The following is a 17,383-nucleotide window of genomic DNA, read 5'->3' on the forward strand; positions in this document are numbered from 1 at the left end:
TATATAATTGATTTACTGGGTAAAGTGTTAATTTTTGTATTTCGATGATATAATTTACACAACACCACACCCCCTAATTTTGAAAGGAGAAAATATACTTGGAAAGTTTATTACAAAAAATTAATTTATTAAATTTAGTGACTGATATAACAGAATATAAGAATTTTGTCGTGTCTGAAGTCAATGATCATGTATTAAGAATTGCTGTAATTGATGGAGAATTTCATTGGCATGAACATGAAACTGACGAATTATTTATGGTACTCGAGGGAGAACTCATAATTGACTTAGAAAATGATAAAACTTTTAAATTACTACCAGGTGAAATTTTCAATGTACCAGCACATACACAACATAGGACACGGTCTAATGTTAGAACTGTAAATCTCTGTTTTGAGAAAAACGATAACAATATAAATGGATCTAATTAAGTGCCAATTTGTTGGTGCTTTTTTTTTGCACATTTGTTATCTAATTTGGTTTCTAAAATCTTACAACCAATTAAATTTTGATAATCTTTTTCAAATTTATCGTTTGCTTCCTTTTCATTTCCGACAGAAACAAAAACCTTTAGAATTATTTTGGGCTGATTTGGAAAACAAAATTTCAATTTATAATGTGACATACGCCCATCCTCTCCTTCGTTTTTGCTGTCAACATTTCGGAATTTTCGAATAGTTGTCTATTATACCTCCTTCACTTATTCCTCCTGCGCTCACCAATTTTTCCGTAGATATTAGCAATAATAATTCCTGTCTTGATTAGACCTGAGTCTTCTAAAATTAATTTATTTTGATTCAGTCTAGCTAATTGTGAATTAGAAATTTACTACTACAACATCAAAGATAGCTGTTCTATACTTGATACCTTTTTCTTATTTTTGGAATATTTTTTAGTTATTCCTTCAAAAGCCTCTTTAGTAGCTTCAATAATGTCCTTAGTATCTTCTGTCATCTGCAGCTCGTCTAACATCGCTAAAAATTCATTTTCAGCTTGAGCAATTTCTTTATTTAAGCTAACTATTTCTTTACTGACTGCAACAATATCAATAGGTTCTTCTTCCTCGAATGTATCCACATAACGAGGAATGTTTAAGTTAAAGTTAAAGTTAAAATCATTCTCTTCAATCTTATCAAAACCAGTAACATGAGCGTATTTGTCAACGTCTTTGCGCTTTTTATAGGTTTCAAAGATTTTTTGAATGTGCTTGTCTTCTAAAATATTTCTATTCTTACCCTTCTCAAAACCCTTGCTTGCGTCAATAAACAGGACATCACGATCAGTACGGTTTTTCTTCAAAATGATTAGCGTTGTCGGAATTGGTGTACCAAAGAATAAATTAGCTGGCAGTCCAATTACGGCATCAATGACACCTTGCTCTAAAAGAGCCTTTCTTATTTTTTCCTCTGCTGCACCCCTAAATAGCACCATGCGGCAAGAGAAGCGCCATCGTTCCGCCATCCGCTAGCTTGTGGTAACCGTGTAGCAAGAAGGCAAAATTTTCTTTGGATTTAAGAACTAGCACTCCGTATGGCGAAAACCGTTCATCTTTTAGAAGCTCCTTATCTGCTGACCAATTCGCCGAGTAAGGTGGATTTATCAACACTGACTTTGACTTATTCATTTGATTTCTCCTCTCATGATTACGCTGATTTTATGACGTTGCTAAACTGGCCATTGTTAATGATTTGATATCTTGCATTAAATTGATTTAATAAGCTATCATTGAGCAATACGCCCTATATTTTTGGGCTTTTCTTTTAAAATTAAATCAGAACATATATTCTACCACAAGGGATTATTATGATAAATTATCAAACAACATTATTAGAAGACTGGATTAAAAATTTTTTAAATAGCATCACTATTTACCATCATCATTAATTAAACATGGAAGTGATTATCGAACGATTAGGATTATATTATTGCGAAAGAGAAATTAGAAGTAGGATCATGAACAGAATCGTTTTTATCGACTCTCGATTGAGTAAGCAAGAAAAATGGCAAGAGTTTGCTCATGAACTAAAGCATTATTTATGAGATATCGGGAGCCAGCTGCTACTGCCAAAAATGTTTATTGAAATACAAGAATATTAAGCGAAGATTTTGCCCTACTTTTATGTGTACCAACTTTTATGCTATTAAAATACGATACTAGCAATTTTAAAAACTTAAAAAGTATCATTCTATTATCTCGGAAACTTTTAACGTAACTACAGCTTTTGCAGAACGCAGGCTGCAGCATTTAGATAAAAAAATATCGTTCCTGATGGAATCCGTTATCAAGTAAACAGCGGAAATTAGGTCATTATATGGATTATTTGCTAGTTGTAATTTGGTTCATCACCGTAACTTGGGGTTGACCTCATAAAAAATCAATAAATTTGCATTTAGTATAGAAGAAAAGCGAAAACTCACGTATCGTAATTGTTGTCGAGACAAATCACGTTAGGAGTTTTCGCTTTGTACAACCAGTTTATCAAATTGATTTTACCGTTACCATCTTTTTTTACAATTTCTTTGCCAACTGATGAAGAGCCGAATATATTCCCAGTAGAAGTAACCCCGCAAAGAACTGAAACAAGATCTCAGATCCAACTTTCGTGAATGGTACATATCCGGGTTCATCTATGATAAACAAATCAAATTTGAGCCACCTCTTTTCCAATTCACCTAGCTTGTGTTCCTCATTAGCCAAAAGGAGTTCTTCTACTAATTCTGCAGCCGAGATAAATGTAACTTTATAGCCTTTTTTAATCATTTCAATGCCGAGACCCCTTGCTAGATGCGACTTTCCAGTCCCACTGTTCCCTAAAAATATTATGTTTTCCTTCTTCTTCTCCACAAAATCTCCCTTTGATAGAGTCTTAAAACGATTTCGGTTCAAGCTTTGTATCAAACTAAACTCATAGCTATCTAGTGTTTTCTGGACAGGTAAAGCAGCTTGTTTAAGCCTTCTTTGTCTTTGGTTTTCTTCTCTAGACTCTGATTCTGCTTCTAATAAAGCTAATAGAAATTCCTCATAGATCAAGTTACGATCCTCAGCTAGAGAAGAAGTCAGTATATTCCTTGAAACAGCTAAAAATTGCCAAAAGCATCATTATTTAATTGCTTCTCTACTCTTAAGAACTGAGATTAGAAAAGGAGAATTATTAGGTTTACTTTGGAAAGATGTTGATTTGGAAGAAAAGACAATCAGTATTACAAAGACGCGAAGTAACTATGGTGTTAAAGAACCTAAAACTCTTGCAAGTTATAGAACTATTTGAATTGATGATAATCTAATAGAAGAAATAAAAGAATACAAATTTTGGCAAGATAAGAATAAAGAAGAACACGAAATTAATTACGTTGAATCTAAATATGTCATAACTACATGGAATGGCACACCAATGGGAAGTTTTGGTGTAAACAAAGTTATTAGTACAATTATTGCTAAAGCAAATTTACCGAAGATCAGTCCACACGGGCTGCGCCATACCATTATGATGTTAGAAAGTGGAAATGATATAAAATTGGTGAGTGACCGCCTTGGCCACTCGTCGTTAATTACTACAACAGATGTCTATCTGCACATTACAAAAAAGCATGAAAAAGAAAGTATCTTACGACTTGAATCCTACCTTAAAGATTAAAAATGGGGGCAAATTAAAATTCACCCCCTAGAACCCCCGCTACATCACCCGCTTAAACATCTTCTCCATCTCATAGCTCGAGTAATGCACAATAATCGGTCTTCCATGTGGGCATGTGAAGGGATCCGTTGTGGTGCGCAGTTCGTCGAGCAGGCTTTGGATTTCGTCATTGCGCAGATGGCGGTTTGCTTTGATGGAGCCTTTGCAGCTCATCATGATGGCTGCTTCTTCGCGCAGTCGTTTTATATCGACTTTTTTCATGGAGAGTACTTGTTCAATCATTTCTTCGATTGTTTGTTTTTCTTCTCCTGTTGGAAACCATTGTGGATGGGATCGGACTAAATAGCTTTGTACGCCAAATGGTTCTAAAAAGACGCCGACTTTTTCTAATTCTTGTTTACTTTCTTCAATTTTCATCCATTCATCTAATGAATATTCAAGGGTAAGGGGGATTAATAATTCTTGCAGGTCATTATGCACCTCCCCGACTTTTTCTCGGAAAAATTCATACTTAATCCGCTCTTGTGCAGCATGCTGATCGATAATATATAATCCTTTTTCATTTTGCGCAAAAATATAGGTCCCGTGCATTTGTCCAATTGGATATAAAGGTGGAACTCTATATTCCGTTTCTACATCTTGTAATCCTTCCTCTTCCCAATCTTCCGCTTCTATTATTTGTTCCTCTTCTTGTACCGCTTCCTTTTCTTGAAAAATGACATCTGTTTTTTCTATTTCCCACTCTTTTATTGGCTCCAATGTTTCTTCCAATCTAATTGGCTGCTGTTTTTCTTCTTCTCTTTTCGTCTCAAACGTGGAAGCAGTTGTTGTTTCTTTTTGTGTAAAAGAAGAAGGCATCGCCGGTTCTTTTACCGTATCAAAGGAAAGGAAGGTTTGTTCATCCTTAGGTCCTTTTTCCTTTTCTCGAATAAAGCCTGCAGGAATTAATTCTTTTTTCTTAAAAACCGCTTTAATACTTGAACTTACTAATTCATACAGCTCTTGTTCTTTACTAAAACGAACTTCCATTTTCGATGGATGCACATTTACATCGACTAAAATTGGGTCCATTTCTACATTTAACAGTACAATTGGAAATCTGCCAATTGGCAATAATGTATGGAAACCCTCTTGAATACTGCGCACTAATGAGTAATTTTTAATAAAGCGGCCGTTAATCATTGTTGAAATATAATTTCTAGAGGCTCTAGTGATTTCTGGCATGGCCATATAACCGGACAAAGTAAAATCAAGGGATCTTCCAGTAATCGGAATCATTTTTTTGGCAATTGCTAATCCATAAATGCTAGCAAGGACTTGTCTTACATCACTATTTCCGTTTGTATGAAGAACTTTTCGGTCATTGTGAACTAAACGAAACGAAATCTCCGGATGGGAAAGAGCCAAACGATTGACAATATCGGTTATATTTCCAAGCTCTGTATGAATCGATTTCATATATTTTAATCGGGCAGGGGTATTAAAGAATAAATCCTGTACCGTTATTTCGGTACCTTTTCTACTTGGAGACTTTTCCTGTTTAACCAGCTTGCCGCCTTTTAATTCAACAAATGTCCCTGCATCCCCTGTCGATGTGGTAATGAAAACATGAGAAACAGAAGCAATACTTGGCAATGCCTCCCCTCTAAAGCCTAGAGTTCGTATGCGAAAAAGATCATTTTCATCTTTTATTTTGCTTGTCGCATGGCGTTGAAAAGCGGTTAAGACATCCTCTTCATCTATCCCCGCACCATTATCAATAATACGAATGCTTGCAAGCCCTGCTTCCTCCAAAAATATTTCAATAGCAGTACTGCCGGCATCGATGCTGTTTTCCACTAATTCCTTTACAACAGAAGCGGGCCGTTCTACTACTTCACCTGCAGCTATTTTATTCGATAATGCATCATCTAGCTGAAATATTTTTGCCATTTATATCCCCTTCTTTTTATAAACCATTTTTGTTCCAATTATAAAGCCAATACGAGCGAGATTTCGCCCGTATTTTATCTATTAATCATTTTTAATTTTTTTGTGAAGCTCGTACAATGTATTTAATGCTTGCATCGGCGTCATTTCTAAAATATCCAATGACTTTAATTTATTTAGTAACTGTTTTTCTTTTGTTGATGCTGATTTTCCGGCTTTCTTTTCTGCTTCTCCAAAGAAGGAAAGCTGCGCTTCACTGATCTCCGCTTCTTTAACTGGTGCAGCTTCCGGCTTAACAGTGTGAGCTCTTTGATGTGTTGGTGTTTCGTCTTTTTGCTCAAATGCTGTTAATAAGTTTTGTGCACGATCAATGAGCGAGTCTGGCAATTCTGCAAGTTGGGCAACATGAATTCCATAGCTTTTATCTGCTGCGCCTTCTTTGATTTTATGAAGAAAAACAACTTTTCCGTTCTGCTCCATTGCGCTGACATGAACATTTCGTAATGCCTCAAGCTCCGTTTCTAATACGGTCAGCTCATGATAATGGGTCGAAAATAATGTTTTCGCCCCAACAATATGATGAATATGTTCTATAATTGCCTGTGCCAATGCCATGCCATCATAAGTACTCGTACCGCGGCCAATTTCGTCAAATAGGATTAAGCTGTTTTTTGTTGCATGCAATAGTGCATTTCTCGCTTCTAACATTTCTACCATAAACGTACTTTGGCCTGAAATCAAATCATCTGCAGCGCCAATTCTTGTAAATACTTGATCAAATAAAGGAAGCACGGCATGCTCTGCTGGTACAAAACAACCTATTTGCGCCATAATGCTTGTTAATGCCACTTGTCTCATATACGTACTTTTTCCTGACATATTCGGACCTGTAATTAGCAGTACTTCTCTTTCTTGATGCATATCACAATCATTTGGCACATAGTTTTGTGCATCCATTACTTTTTCCACAACAGGATGGCGACCATTCTTAATCGATAAAACACGCTCAGAAGAAAACGCTGGTTTTACATAACGGCGCTCTTCACTGACAGTCGCAAAGCATTGTAATACATCTAGTTCACTGACTTTTTTTGCTAAAGTTTGCAGTCTTGGTATATATTCTTTTACCGTTTCACGGATTGTCGTAAACAGATCATATTCCAACCCAACAATTTTTTCTTCCGCTTCCAGTATAAGACTTTCTTTTTCCTTCAGCTCTGGTGTAATATAACGCTCAGCATTTGCTAAAGTTTGTTTCCTTTCATACTGTCCTTCTGCTAGTAAATGTACATTTGCTCTTGTTACTTCTATATAATAGCCAAACACACGGTTATAGCCAATTTTTAATGATTTAATCCCGGTTTTTTCCCGTTCTTGCTTCTCTAATTGCGCAATCCATGTTTTTCCGTTACGGCTGGCATCTTTATACGTATCCAGTTCTTCATTATAGCCGTCTAATATAATATTTCCTTCTTTTATGGACAATGGCGGATTTTCGACGATTGAGCATTCTAATAGGTCGGTTACTTCTTCACATGCATCCAAACGCTCAGCAAGCAGTTGTGCTTCTTCTGTCTCAAAGGTAGACACCAGCTGTTGAATAAGCGGTATTTGCTGAAGAGAACGTTTCAATTGTACTAAGTCCCTTGCATTGACATTTCCAAATGCCACTCTTCCAGCCAAACGCTCTAAATCATACACTTCTTTTAATTTTTCTCTTAAGTCCATTCGCTCAAAATAGTGGCTGATCATCGTTTCTACCAATGCCTGGCGATGCTCGATTTCCCCCTTATTTAATAGCGGACGATCAATCCATTGTTTTAATAATCTTCCACCCATTGCCGTTTTGGTTTCATCCAATAACCACATTAGCGAACCTTTTTTTCCTTTCGAACGAATCGTTTCTGTTAATTCCAAATTTCGTTTCGAAAAGTAGTCAATCTTCATATATTGATCGATTACATACACCGATACTGGCTGGAGATGGTCCAGACTTCTTTTTTGCGTTCGATATAAGTAATGAAATAACCGAGAGGCAGTTTTTCTCAAGTTATTTTCTGTCACGTCTTGTAGAAGCGGCTGATGAGCATCTTTTTCTTCTATCTCATCTTCATAGGAAATCGTTATTACAGCGCGTTCTTGCAAGCGTTTCTTTTTTTCCTCTGAAAAATCACTGGAAATAATAACTTCTTTCGCACCAGAAAGAGACAACTCATTTAAACAATCATCAAAACCTACTAAACTAGTGGCTTTACATTCTCCTGTCGAAAGATCGCTGTAAGCAAACCCAAATATATGTTCATCGAAAGCGGTAATGGTTGCAATATAATTATTTTCTTTATCAGAAAGATTTCTTCCTTCCATCATCGTTCCTGGTGTAATAAGCTGGACGACTTCCCTTTTTACAACCCCTTTTGTCAGCTTTGGATCTTCTGTCTGTTCACAAATTGCCACCTTGTACCCACGTTCAACAAGCTGTTCAATATAATTGGGAGCAGCATGATGGGGCACACCACACATTGGAATTCTTTCCTTTCCACCTCCATCTCTGCTTGTTAAGGTGATCTCTAATTCTTGAGAAGCTTTCATCGCATCCTCAAAAAACATTTCGTAAAAGTCTCCTAAACGAAAAAATAAAAAGGCATCCTGATAATCTGCCTTTACACGTAAGTATTGTTGTATCATCGGCGTATACGTTGTCATATCTTCCTCCATGCACTTGCACTCTTTCAGAGCAAATTCTATTTTTCTATTATAACATAAAAATAATGAAACTCGCAGTAGCTCCTACTTCCAAAAGACCGCTTGCAGCTTGAAGATTTTTCAAAAAAACAAACTAATTACACAGCTAACACTATTACTTATTTACTCTATATGTGTAAAAAAATACTAGTCTTTTGTCCTATTTTAACGTATACTAATATTGTTAAAAAAAGTAAGAAGTAGAAAGGAAAGTAAAAAATGAAACGTATTTTTTCTGTTGTATTAACGCTAACACTTATTGCTGGTTTTTCTTCTTTACACACAAACAACGCAGAAGCGAAAACAAAAGTGAAAACCTATGCAAATTGCAAAGCACTAAATGCTGATTATAAAGGCGGCGTTGCAAAGTCTTCTTCGACTAAAAACAAAGGCGGCAAAACAAAATATAAACCTTATGTATCAAAAGATTTATACAATGCAAATAAAAAAAGCGATCGCGATAAAGACGGCATTGCCTGCGAACGTTAATAGTTAACACTATATTAACTAGATAAATAATAGTAAAAAAAAGAACTAGGAAAACTGCTCCTAGTTCTTACTCTTCTTCGCATCCAACAATAAAGTCTGGATTTAAATCTTCAAATTCTTCATCTTCTACATCATCGCACCAATCATCATCGTCACTTGCACAATGTTCTGTGCAAACTTCTACACAGATGGTTGTTTCTCCAATTACTTCTACAATAAATTCTCTTTCTACATGAACAATAATTTTATTGCCATTTGGAGAAATTACTGCTTCGATGCAATTTGGCTGTTGAAGAACACGTGCAATTACATCATGATCTTCTAAACAATCTGGATCACGATATTTTAACTTCACAACGTCCTTGTATTCAACACGTTCTGTTACTACTTCTGTTTTTGTATTATCAGCATAAGAATACCAAACATTGATATCATAGTAACCACATATCTCTACTTTTTTCCCAACCTTTTCCGCTTCGTACGTATGGTTAATAATCCAGCACCCTAATATACTGGAAGGGCTGTGATCTGGGCAGATCGTATGGTGGGACTTTGTAAATTTACGTCCTTTCGCTACGACTGCTTTTGTAATAATCTCTCTATATTCTCCCATTTCCGAGTCGTACCTCCTCATTCATTTTCATTTCATCCTATGCGTGATAGGAGACTAGTGTGCGATAATTTTTTCATGCATGTTAGGTAAATCCTAAGCCTACTTCATTGTATGAAAAGCTAAGGCAAGTGTTCCGGTTTGCCCCCTATTTTCTAGACAGTTATCCTCCAAATAGAGAAATCACCTTTCCTAATTGCACACTATATGAAATTCCCAAGGCCTCGTAGCTTTTTAGAAATCTTATTAACAATAATTTATTTCTTTCTATAGAAACACTCTGCTAAACAATCAAGTTAATAATCATAAGAATCCTCAACCTTTTCCTCAGAAAAGAGAATTGCATCCATACTACAAGTCTAAAAAACGAAAATAGGCAGGTTGATTAAGTTCGTTGCTTAGTTGAAGCAGAGAGCAGACGGAATACACGTAGACTCCCGCGGGAATGCGAGAAAGACGAGACCCCGCAGCGCAGCGAGGAGGCTCGACGCTCGCCCGCAGGAAAGCGAAGTGTATTCCGGCTGCGGACTCATTAAGAGTGCATTCCCTCTTTTCAGGGTAGACATCCTTGCAAACAAATTCGCAACATGGTACATGAAAAGAGCAGTTTCTCTAAGTTTTGGTTAGTTGAAACAAGGAGCAGACGGAATACACGTAGACTCCCGCGGGAATGCGAGAAAGACGAGACCCCGCAGTGAAACGAGGAGACTCGACGCTCGCCCGCAGGAAAGCGAAGTGTATTCCGGCTGCGGACTCATTGAGAGTGCATCCCCTCTTTCAGAGTAGACATCCTTGCAAACAAATTCGCAACATGGTACATGAAAAGAGCAGTTTCTCTAAGTTTTGGTTAGTTGAAACAAGGAGCAGACGGAATACACGTAGACTCCCGCGGGAATGCGAGAAAGACGAGACCCCGCAGTGAAACGAGGAGACTCGACGCTCGCCCGCAGGAAAGCGAAGTGTATTCCGGCTGCGGACTCATTAAGAGTGCATTCCCTCTTTTCAAGGTAACTTATAAAACAGAAAAGAAAAAAGAAATTCAAAAAATATGCGTTTGTATCAATACATTAGCGGATACAGCTTGGTCTCATTTCTATATACTGTACTATACGGTAAGGGGGTGAGGGAGTTGGCAAAGAATTTTAATATAAAAGACCAATTAGATTTTAAATTTAATGTAAATGGAAAAGAAGTTTCAGGTGAAGAAGCAGTAGAACAAGCACAAGAATTTCTTACGAAGATGTCAAGCGAAATGGGCGGACTCGTAAAAAAATTAGGAAAAAACGTAACAAACAATGTAACAAACAGTAGCATAAACGCCATAAAAGATAAAGTACTTCCAAATAGTATAAACACAGATTCCATTAAAGACCTACTCAATCAAGATAAATTAACTGCGTTAAGAGAAAAACTGCCTGTCATTGATGCATCAACAGATGATGGGAACATTCAAGTAAATGTGAATGGTAAATCTCTTTTCTCATTAGATCTTTCCAACTTTATTAAAAAATAAAAGAATTAATTTGAAAAGCCACTTTATTTTGAAAGGAGGTGAAGTCAAATGTTATCTGGTAACAATTCTCATTGTGGAAGAAGACCTTCTAATTCTGATGTAGAAGGAAACTCAACTGAACTACGTGCTTTTACAAACGCTACTCAAGGGAACGGTAACCTTGCTAACCAATTTACTGCATCCGGTGCTGCTGGTGGTGCTGCTGTAGGTGTAAACTTATTAAACTTCTTTGTTGGTGGAATCCTTGTTAATGCTAACAAAGCTGGAGATGCTACTGCAGTTTCTTACAACGAAAACAGTCCTGAAATGGTGAATGAAGCTTAATTTCCCTCTTTCTTGAAAAAGAAATAAAAAATTTATTTAACAGGCAATCTTCCCTCCGCTGATTTTTTAATCAATGGAGGGTCTGATTGCCTTTTTTCGTATATATATATACATAGAGAGGAGTGAAAAAATGAAAGAAGAACAAACTAGCGGGTTAACGGCCGAAAAGTTAAGAAGTTTAGGGGTGCCAGAAGAGTTAATTGATACAATATTAGAGTCAGGTGGACCATCTGTTAATACACATGCGGAAGGTGGAAATGGAGGCAGCGCTGTCAGTCTGACATATGTAGATAATTATTCTACCCTTTTTCTTGTCTATACCTTCCTTCTTCATACAATCAATAGTGGTGATAATAAAGACAAAGAAACAAAACTGTTAAATAAATCCTTGCTCTCCACCTTACAGTCCGCAATGAAAGAACAGAAGGAATATCGAAAAGCTTTTCTGCAGGCTGTTCAAATCCTTAATAATAAATAATAAATGAGATGAAATTTTTAATCATCACTTCTTACAAAAAAATAAAAATGTCCTAAAAGCAAGCCGTTTGCAGACAAAATTCCAAACAGAATACTTGTCCACTTACCCTCCATGCTTTTAGGACACTACAATATTTCAGCTTCTTTTATTGTTTTTCTTGTTCTTTTTCAGTCAGCTTATTTACAACTTGATCAGAAATGGTTTTCGTCACTACTTGCAGCAGCTCATTTACTTCTGCTTGTGATTGTTTAAACTCGTTCACAATAGGCAATTCATCAATTTCCTGCTGAAGTGTGTTGATTGCTTTTTCTGTTTCTTTTAGCGCAGAAAATTTTCCATAATGCTGCAAATTAACTGCTTGTTTTTGCAGTTTTTTTATTTGGGCAATTTTATCGTTCACCTTCACATTTTGGTTAATTTGCTGCTCTGCTTTTTTATAAAAATCTACTTCTTCAGTTTCTCGAATCATATTGGCAAGTTTTTCAGTACGACGAATAATTTCTTCTCGTGTGAATTTTGCCATTAGTTTGCCTCAACAGCTTCTAATACCTCAATCATTTCTCCATTTAATGACCAAGTTTTTGCTGCAGTAATTTTAACTTTTACTAATTTACCAACAGCCGATTTTGGTCCAACAAAGTTTACTAATTTATTTTTCCGTGTATATCCTGCAAGAACATCTGGATTATTTTTACTTTCTCCTTCAACCAATACTTCTAAAACATGGCCTTGATATCCTTGCATCGCTTTTGCTGACATTTCATTAACAAGGGCATTTAATCGCTGCAAACGCTCCTTTTTCACTTCCATTGGCACATTATCTTTCATCTTCGCAGCAGGAGTTCCTTCACGCGGTGAATAAATAAATGTGTACGCAGCTTCAAACCCAACTTCTTTATATAAAGACATTGTTTCTTCAAACTGCTCGTCTGTTTCGTTTGGATAGCCAACAATTATATCTGTTGTTAACGTTAAATTAGGAATTGCCGCCTTCATTTTGCGAACTAATTCTAAATATTGTTCTCTAGTATATTTACGAGCCATGATTTTTAACACATCCGTTGAACCTGATTGAACCGGCAAATGAATGTGCTCGACTAAATTACCGCCTTTACTTAGCACTTCAATTAAATGGTCATCAAAATCACGAGGATGACTTGTTGTAAAACGAACTCGTGGAATATCAATTTTACGCATTTCATCCATTAAATCGCCTAAACGATAGTTGATGTCTGTAAAGTCTTTTCCATACGCATTCACATTTTGTCCTAACAAGGTAATTTCTTTATAGCCTTGTGCAGCCAGTTGACGCACTTCTTGAATAATATCTTCAGGTCGTCTGCTTCGTTCTTTACCTCTTGTAAATGGCACGATACAATACGTGCAGAATTTATCACAGCCATACATAATATTAACCCATGCTTTAATTTTTCCATTGCGGACTTTCGGAAGGTTTTCAATAACATCCCCTTCTTTAGACCATACTTCTATGACCATTTCTTTTGACATATAAGCTTCTTGTAAAATATTCGGCAAACGATGGATATTATGTGTTCCAAAAATCATATCTACTTGGTTATACGTTTTTAAAATTTTGTTAACAACTGATTCTTCTTGGGACATGCATCCGCAAACACCAATTAACAGATCTGGTCTTTCTGTTTTCAAGTGCTTCAGGTGACCTAATTCTCCAAATACTTTGTTTTCCGCGTTCTCACGGATTGCACATGTATTTAGTAAAATAACATTAGCATCGTTTACACTGTCTGTTGGTTCATAACCAAGCGCCAGAAAAATTCCAGCCATTACTTCTGTATCATGTTCATTCATTTGACAGCCATATGTGCGAATATAAAATTTACGTCCTTCGCCCATTCCGCGGAACTGTTCCGAAATAGAGAAATCTTTATCATAACGAATTTCTTCTTTTCCTCTTTTTTTCGCTTCTTTTAAAGAAGGAGCGGTGTATACTGTTTCAAAATACTTACTGTAATCCTTGACGGATTTTTTGTCCGAAGAATTAGCTGTATCTACTTGTTTACTTTCTAATCGTTGCTTTTCATTCATGTTTATTACTCCTCTCTTATCGATGATTTCCTTGTCATCCATAAGCATTCTTTTCAAAATATCCTCTTGTCTACCTACTTATATGCGTTGATAGACAGTTTTACATTATATTAGTATAAGCGTTTGTGCAATTGAAAACAATAGCTACCTTTAGAAGGATTATTTCTATATATGTAATCGTTATCTATTATTATATCTTTTTATCATATTTTTATATAAAAACTTCTCTACTTGACTGGAACTATAATATTTTGTTAACTCTTCTATAAGACGAGGGTAAGCGAAGATAGACTCTAATCCATGTACAGAATGGGTGGTTCCGTCAAAATCAGAGCCAAAGCCAACATGGTTTTCTCCACCTAATGAACAAATATAGTCTAAATGTCTAAGTATATCCGTGATACTTGCAGAAGTAGTGCCATTTAAAAATTCCGGCACAAATGTAATCCCGATTACACGATCAAACTCTATTAACGCCTTGATCTGATCATCTCGTAAGTTCCGTGGATGCGGACAAAGGGTATACGTATTTGAATGAGAAGCATAGGGAAAATTCGCAAGTTCCATTACGTCCCAAAATCCTTGCTCTGATAAATGGGAAACATCACACCAACAATGATAATCATTTAATTGCTTCACCACTTCTTTGCCGAATAGGGATAAACCGGCACCTCGAGGCTCTAATGCACCATCTGCTACCGCATTGGCATAATTCCAAGTGAGCCCTACTGCGGTCACTCCAAATCGCAATAATGTTTTTAACTTAATGATGTCACTTCCGATTGCTTCACTTCCTTCTAATGTCAGTATCGCTCCTATTTCATTTGCACCTAATAAATCCACATCCTTTTGGGATTGTATAAGTTTCAATTGTGGATATGGCTTTAAAATTTTTTCATAAAATATATCAACCATTTTTAAGGCTGCTTGAAATCGCATATCTGGATGTACCGATTCTGGAATGTAAATGGCAAAGGATTGAATTTTTGCACCACTTTTTTCTAGACCTTTTATGTTTACTTGCAATTTTTCACTATCGTAAAAATTAATCCGATGATCGATAAACATTTTATATAACACATCACAGTGTCCATCAAAAAAATCCAGAATAATCATCCCCTATTTTAAACTATCTTTTTCATTATATAGCGTTTATTTCAAAAAAAGAACCTGACAGCAGATGCTTTCAGGTTCGCCTCCTTTATTTTTCACATGGTTAACATTTATTCTTTTTATCGCGATACTATAAAAAGAATAAATCATTCATGAAAAGGAATATAGGTTACTAGTAAAATAGTAAAATGATTCATACAGCATTTTTATTTTTCCCCTTCTTATCTAGGCTCTACAATGAGCTTAATGGCCGTTCGTTCTTCCCCGTCAATAATAATATCGGTGAAGGCCGGGATACAAATTAAATCCACGCCGCTAGGTGCTACAAATCCTCTTGCAATAGCTACTGCTTTAACCGCTTGATTTAATGCACCTGCACCAATTGCTTGGATTTCTGCTCCTCCTCTTTCTCGTAGAACACCAGCAAGCGCACCAGCTACTGAATTGGGACTAGACTTTGCTGAAACCTTTAATATCTCCATTTCTAGCTCCTCCTTGTTTAACCCCCCCGCATGACTCACAAAGCGTGAGAACATATCAGGAATATATATCATTCCATTGTTACTATATTCCGCTTTTAAATCACATATTCCAGCTTGGACATAAAAAATTTGAAAAAGATGTGTTTAGGATGTTATTTACTGATTGGCTATCCTGAAATGAGGCGCTCTTGATTAGCCCGCAGTCAGAATGACACTTCGCTTTCCTGCGGGAGTCTTCGTGTATTCTAACTTCTCCCTGCTTCAAACTTAGAACATAAAAAATGGGAAGCTGTTTCTTTTCATGGGCCATGGTGCAAATTTTGTTTGTATGAGTGTCTCCTCTGAAAAAGTAAAGATATCTTTACTTTTTCACTTCGTCTCTCTATACTATATGTAAAGATATCTTTACATATAAAATAGGAGGCAACTTAATGGGTGTAATCAATCACATTAAAGAAATCCGTAAGAAAAAAGGCATTACGCAGGTACAGATGGCAGAAGATTTGCAAATCACTAGACAAACTATTAATGCGATTGAAAAAAATAAGTATAATCCTAGTTTAGAATTAGCTTTAAAGATAGTAGAATACTTTCAAATCCCAATGGAAGAAATGTTTTATTTAGAAAAAAAGGAGGAAAAGAAATGAAGAAAACCTACCAGGTGCTCATTTTTGTGTTTCTATTATTATGTATTTTTTTAGGAGGATTATTAGGAATCTGGTTAATCGGTAAAAACACTGGTGATTATGATTGGAGTTTAGTGTATCCCATTATTGGAGGCATTTTTTTAGGGGCCATTTTCACCTTTTTATTTTCACATTGGAAAAAAAAGAAAAAAGGGAACATTCCTGCAATCGATGAAAGAAGTTTAGTGTTGCTAAAAAGATACTTCATAGGAGCCTTCTATATTATCATGATTGGAACATCTGCCGTTTTGTTAATTTTATTTGGAATAGGGATTAAAAGCATTGAAACTGGAATCATTATTATTTATCTATGTGCTCTATATTTATTACTAGCACTCGGGACGATGATTACTAAGCGACTATAAAAGAAGCGACTAACTACGCTCTCTTACTAAGCCCGTAGGAGTCTACATCTGTTGAATACCCAACATTCTCCAACAGGAAAGGGACCATCCAAAAAGTCGGAGAATCGACTTGTTGGATGGTCCCTTCAGGTTAAAGGAAACTGTTTATGAATAAAATGGATGATCGTCATTAATGAGGATACGATCGATTTTTTTTGCTTTTCCTGTTTTTTTATCTACTTCAATTAAGCATGCACTTAATTGGGCTCTTCCTGATTTTGGGGGTTCAAATCTTGTTGGAAGATTTGTTAAGAAACGATGCAATACTGCTTCGCGTTCCATCCCTAATATGCCGTCATATGGCCCTGTCATACCCACATCTGCCATAAATGCCGTTCCTTGTGGCAGAATACGGTTATCTGCAGTTTGGACATGTGTATGGGTGCCAATTACTGCTGTTACTCTTCCGTCTAAATACCAACCCATTGCCTGTTTTTCACTTGTTGCTTCACCGTGAAAATCAACGAATATTATATCCGTTCTCTTTTTCGCCTCTTCCAGCAAATAATCCACGATTAAAAATGGATCATCACTAGGATTCATAAATGTTCTTCCTTGCAAATTAATGACAGCCACTTCTATGTCATTAATCTTTACAAAAACCATGCCCTTCCCTGGATTGTTTTCCGTAAAGTTAGCAGGTCTTACTAAGTATTTAGCAGCGTCAATAAATTCAAAAATTTCTCGATTATCCCATGTGTGATTGCCTAATGTTACAGCTTGAGCTCCCACTTCTAAAAATCCACGATAAATTTTCTCTGTAATGCCCTTTCCTCCAGCGGCATTCTCTCCATTAATAATCGTAACTTGCGGGCGGTATTTATCTTTTAACTTCGGAACATATTCCTTAATCATATCCCTGCCCATTGAACCTACTACATCACCTATAAATAAAATATGCATAACTTTAT

At 36.2% G+C, this 17,383-nt stretch carries 18 protein-coding genes and 2 pseudogenes; 9 read left to right on the top strand and 11 right to left on the bottom strand.

Features of this window, described 5'->3' with window-relative positions; all coding sequences use genetic code 11:
• Nucleotides 1–98 precede the first annotated feature (98 nt).
• Complete coding sequence (locus AC5LWL_RS14260; protein WP_493434923.1) at nt 99–431, top strand: cupin domain-containing protein; 333 nt, start codon at nt 99–101, stop codon at nt 429–431.
• Here the strand turns inward: AC5LWL_RS14260 and AC5LWL_RS14265 are convergent.
• Nucleotides 428–625 carry a hypothetical protein gene (locus AC5LWL_RS14265; RefSeq protein WP_493434924.1) on the bottom strand — a complete coding sequence of 66 codons (198 nt, stop codon included), beginning with the start codon at nt 623–625 and terminating at the stop codon, nt 428–430. The two genes, AC5LWL_RS14260 and AC5LWL_RS14265, sit on opposite strands and share 4 nt — an antisense overlap.
• A 281-nt stretch (nt 626–906) precedes the next feature.
• Nucleotides 907–1,609, bottom strand: a pseudogene (locus AC5LWL_RS14270) (N-6 DNA methylase); the annotation flags it as partial.
• A gap of 281 nt (nt 1,610–1,890) precedes the next feature.
• On the opposite strand from AC5LWL_RS14270, the gene AC5LWL_RS14275 reads away from it, so the two are divergent.
• Complete coding sequence (locus AC5LWL_RS14275; protein WP_493434925.1) at nt 1,891–2,040, top strand: ImmA/IrrE family metallo-endopeptidase; 150 nt, start codon at nt 1,891–1,893, stop codon at nt 2,038–2,040.
• 469 nt (nt 2,041–2,509) lie between these two features.
• On the opposite strand, the gene AC5LWL_RS14280 is transcribed toward AC5LWL_RS14275, so the two are convergent.
• Nucleotides 2,510–3,064 carry an ATP-binding protein gene (locus AC5LWL_RS14280; RefSeq protein WP_493436615.1) on the bottom strand — a complete coding sequence of 185 codons (555 nt, stop codon included), beginning with the start codon at nt 3,062–3,064 and terminating at the stop codon, nt 2,510–2,512.
• On the opposite strand from AC5LWL_RS14280, the pseudogene AC5LWL_RS14285 reads away from it, so the two are divergent.
• Nucleotides 3,063–3,635: pseudogene (locus AC5LWL_RS14285) on the top strand (site-specific integrase). The gene AC5LWL_RS14280 and the pseudogene AC5LWL_RS14285 sit on opposite strands and share 2 nt — an antisense overlap.
• Before the next feature lie 39 nt (nt 3,636–3,674).
• Here AC5LWL_RS14285 and mutL read toward each other — a convergent pair.
• Together mutL and mutS are read right to left on the bottom strand one after the other, a co-directional pair.
• On the bottom strand, nt 3,675–5,567 hold the full coding sequence (gene mutL / locus AC5LWL_RS14290; RefSeq protein WP_493434926.1) for a DNA mismatch repair endonuclease MutL: 1,893 nt from the start codon (nt 5,565–5,567) through the stop codon (nt 3,675–3,677).
• Between the two features lie 81 nt (nt 5,568–5,648).
• Entirely contained in the window at nt 5,649–8,267 is a 2,619-nt protein-coding gene (mutS, locus tag AC5LWL_RS14295; protein ID WP_493434927.1) for a DNA mismatch repair protein MutS, read from the bottom strand.
• Between the two features lie 258 nt (nt 8,268–8,525).
• Between mutS and AC5LWL_RS14300 the strand changes: the two genes are divergently transcribed.
• Nucleotides 8,526–8,795, top strand: coding sequence for an excalibur calcium-binding domain-containing protein (locus AC5LWL_RS14300; RefSeq protein WP_493434928.1), 270 nt, complete (start codon nt 8,526–8,528; stop codon nt 8,793–8,795).
• A gap of 67 nt (nt 8,796–8,862) precedes the next feature.
• Here AC5LWL_RS14300 and cotE read toward each other — a convergent pair whose 3' ends face one another.
• Nucleotides 8,863–9,408, bottom strand: a complete 546-nt coding sequence (gene cotE, locus AC5LWL_RS14305; RefSeq protein WP_493434929.1) for an outer spore coat protein CotE — start codon at nt 9,406–9,408, stop codon at nt 8,863–8,865.
• Nucleotides 9,409–10,534: 1,126 nt separating this feature from the next.
• Between cotE and AC5LWL_RS14310 the strand changes: the two genes are divergently transcribed.
• The 3 genes from AC5LWL_RS14310 to AC5LWL_RS14320 all read left to right on the top strand — a co-directional run bounded on the left by AC5LWL_RS14310 (nt 10,535) and on the right by AC5LWL_RS14320 (nt 11,720).
• Complete coding sequence (locus AC5LWL_RS14310; protein ID WP_493434930.1) at nt 10,535–10,918, top strand: hypothetical protein; 384 nt, start codon at nt 10,535–10,537, stop codon at nt 10,916–10,918.
• 48 nt (nt 10,919–10,966) lie between these two features.
• Complete coding sequence (locus tag AC5LWL_RS14315) at nt 10,967–11,242, top strand: hypothetical protein (protein ID WP_493434931.1); 276 nt, start codon at nt 10,967–10,969, stop codon at nt 11,240–11,242.
• A gap of 130 nt (nt 11,243–11,372) precedes the next feature.
• Nucleotides 11,373–11,720, top strand: a complete 348-nt coding sequence (locus tag AC5LWL_RS14320; protein WP_493434932.1) for a hypothetical protein — start codon at nt 11,373–11,375, stop codon at nt 11,718–11,720.
• 145 nt (nt 11,721–11,865) lie between these two features.
• Here AC5LWL_RS14320 and AC5LWL_RS14325 read toward each other — a convergent pair whose 3' ends face one another.
• From AC5LWL_RS14325 to spoVS, 4 genes are all read right to left on the bottom strand, one after another.
• Nucleotides 11,866–12,243: a YlbF/YmcA family competence regulator gene (locus tag AC5LWL_RS14325; protein ID WP_493434933.1), complete on the bottom strand. Its 378-nt coding sequence runs from the start codon at nt 12,241–12,243 to the stop codon at nt 11,866–11,868.
• Nucleotides 12,243–13,787: a tRNA (N6-isopentenyl adenosine(37)-C2)-methylthiotransferase MiaB gene (gene miaB, locus AC5LWL_RS14330; RefSeq protein ID WP_493436616.1), complete on the bottom strand. Its 1,545-nt coding sequence runs from the start codon at nt 13,785–13,787 to the stop codon at nt 12,243–12,245. The genes AC5LWL_RS14325 and miaB overlap by 1 nt, the downstream gene beginning before the upstream one ends.
• Nucleotides 13,788–13,967: 180 nt before the next feature.
• Nucleotides 13,968–14,903 (bottom strand): dipeptidase, encoded by a 936-nt coding sequence (locus AC5LWL_RS14335; protein WP_493434934.1) that lies wholly within the window; start codon nt 14,901–14,903, stop codon nt 13,968–13,970.
• Between the two features lie 218 nt (nt 14,904–15,121).
• The gene (gene spoVS, locus AC5LWL_RS14340; RefSeq protein ID WP_493434935.1) at nt 15,122–15,382 is read right to left on the bottom strand and encodes a stage V sporulation protein SpoVS; all 261 of its coding nucleotides are present in this window, start codon (nt 15,380–15,382) and stop codon (nt 15,122–15,124) included.
• 431 nt (nt 15,383–15,813) lie between these two features.
• Between spoVS and AC5LWL_RS14345 the strand changes: the two genes are divergently transcribed.
• Both AC5LWL_RS14345 and AC5LWL_RS14350 read left to right on the top strand, forming a co-directional pair.
• Nucleotides 15,814–16,029, top strand: coding sequence for a helix-turn-helix transcriptional regulator (locus AC5LWL_RS14345; protein ID WP_493434936.1), 216 nt, complete (start codon nt 15,814–15,816; stop codon nt 16,027–16,029).
• Entirely contained in the window at nt 16,026–16,433 is a 408-nt protein-coding gene (locus AC5LWL_RS14350) for a hypothetical protein (protein WP_493434937.1), read from the top strand. The genes AC5LWL_RS14345 and AC5LWL_RS14350 overlap by 4 nt, the downstream gene beginning before the upstream one ends.
• A 144-nt stretch (nt 16,434–16,577) precedes the next feature.
• Here AC5LWL_RS14350 and AC5LWL_RS14355 read toward each other — a convergent pair whose 3' ends face one another.
• Entirely contained in the window at nt 16,578–17,375 is a 798-nt protein-coding gene (locus AC5LWL_RS14355) for a TIGR00282 family metallophosphoesterase (protein ID WP_493434938.1), read from the bottom strand.
• Between the last annotated feature and the right edge of the window lie 8 nt (nt 17,376–17,383).

It is taken from the genome of Niallia sp. WK069_GA_01 (assembly GCF_983173855.1).

What these genes read in the sequence shown, in the direction of transcription:
- spoVS (WP_493434935.1), bottom strand. Translation starts at nt 15,382, where the DNA reads ATGGAGATATTAAAGGTTTCAGCAAAGTCTAGTCCCAATTCAGTAGCT.
- mutL (WP_493434926.1), bottom strand. Translation starts at nt 5,567, where the DNA reads ATGGCAAAAATATTTCAGCTAGATGATGCATTATCGAATAAAATAGCT.
- miaB (WP_493436616.1), bottom strand. Translation starts at nt 13,787, where the DNA reads ATGAATGAAAAGCAACGATTAGAAAGTAAACAAGTAGATACAGCTAAT.
- mutS (WP_493434927.1), bottom strand. Translation starts at nt 8,267, where the DNA reads ATGACAACGTATACGCCGATGATACAACAATACTTACGTGTAAAGGCA.
- AC5LWL_RS14300 (WP_493434928.1), top strand. Translation starts at nt 8,526, where the DNA reads ATGAAACGTATTTTTTCTGTTGTATTAACGCTAACACTTATTGCTGGT.
- AC5LWL_RS14275 (WP_493434925.1), top strand. Translation starts at nt 1,891, where the DNA reads ATGGAAGTGATTATCGAACGATTAGGATTATATTATTGCGAAAGAGAA.
- AC5LWL_RS14325 (WP_493434933.1), bottom strand. Translation starts at nt 12,243, where the DNA reads ATGGCAAAATTCACACGAGAAGAAATTATTCGTCGTACTGAAAAACTT.
- AC5LWL_RS14355 (WP_493434938.1), bottom strand. Translation starts at nt 17,375, where the DNA reads ATGCATATTTTATTTATAGGTGATGTAGTAGGTTCAATGGGCAGGGAT.
- AC5LWL_RS14320 (WP_493434932.1), top strand. Translation starts at nt 11,373, where the DNA reads ATGAAAGAAGAACAAACTAGCGGGTTAACGGCCGAAAAGTTAAGAAGT.
- AC5LWL_RS14265 (WP_493434924.1), bottom strand. Translation starts at nt 625, where the DNA reads ATGTCACATTATAAATTGAAATTTTGTTTTCCAAATCAGCCCAAAATA.
- cotE (WP_493434929.1), bottom strand. Translation starts at nt 9,408, where the DNA reads ATGGGAGAATATAGAGAGATTATTACAAAAGCAGTCGTAGCGAAAGGA.
- AC5LWL_RS14350 (WP_493434937.1), top strand. Translation starts at nt 16,026, where the DNA reads ATGAAGAAAACCTACCAGGTGCTCATTTTTGTGTTTCTATTATTATGT.
- AC5LWL_RS14315 (WP_493434931.1), top strand. Translation starts at nt 10,967, where the DNA reads ATGTTATCTGGTAACAATTCTCATTGTGGAAGAAGACCTTCTAATTCT.
- AC5LWL_RS14345 (WP_493434936.1), top strand. Translation starts at nt 15,814, where the DNA reads ATGGGTGTAATCAATCACATTAAAGAAATCCGTAAGAAAAAAGGCATT.
- AC5LWL_RS14335 (WP_493434934.1), bottom strand. Translation starts at nt 14,903, where the DNA reads ATGATTATTCTGGATTTTTTTGATGGACACTGTGATGTGTTATATAAA.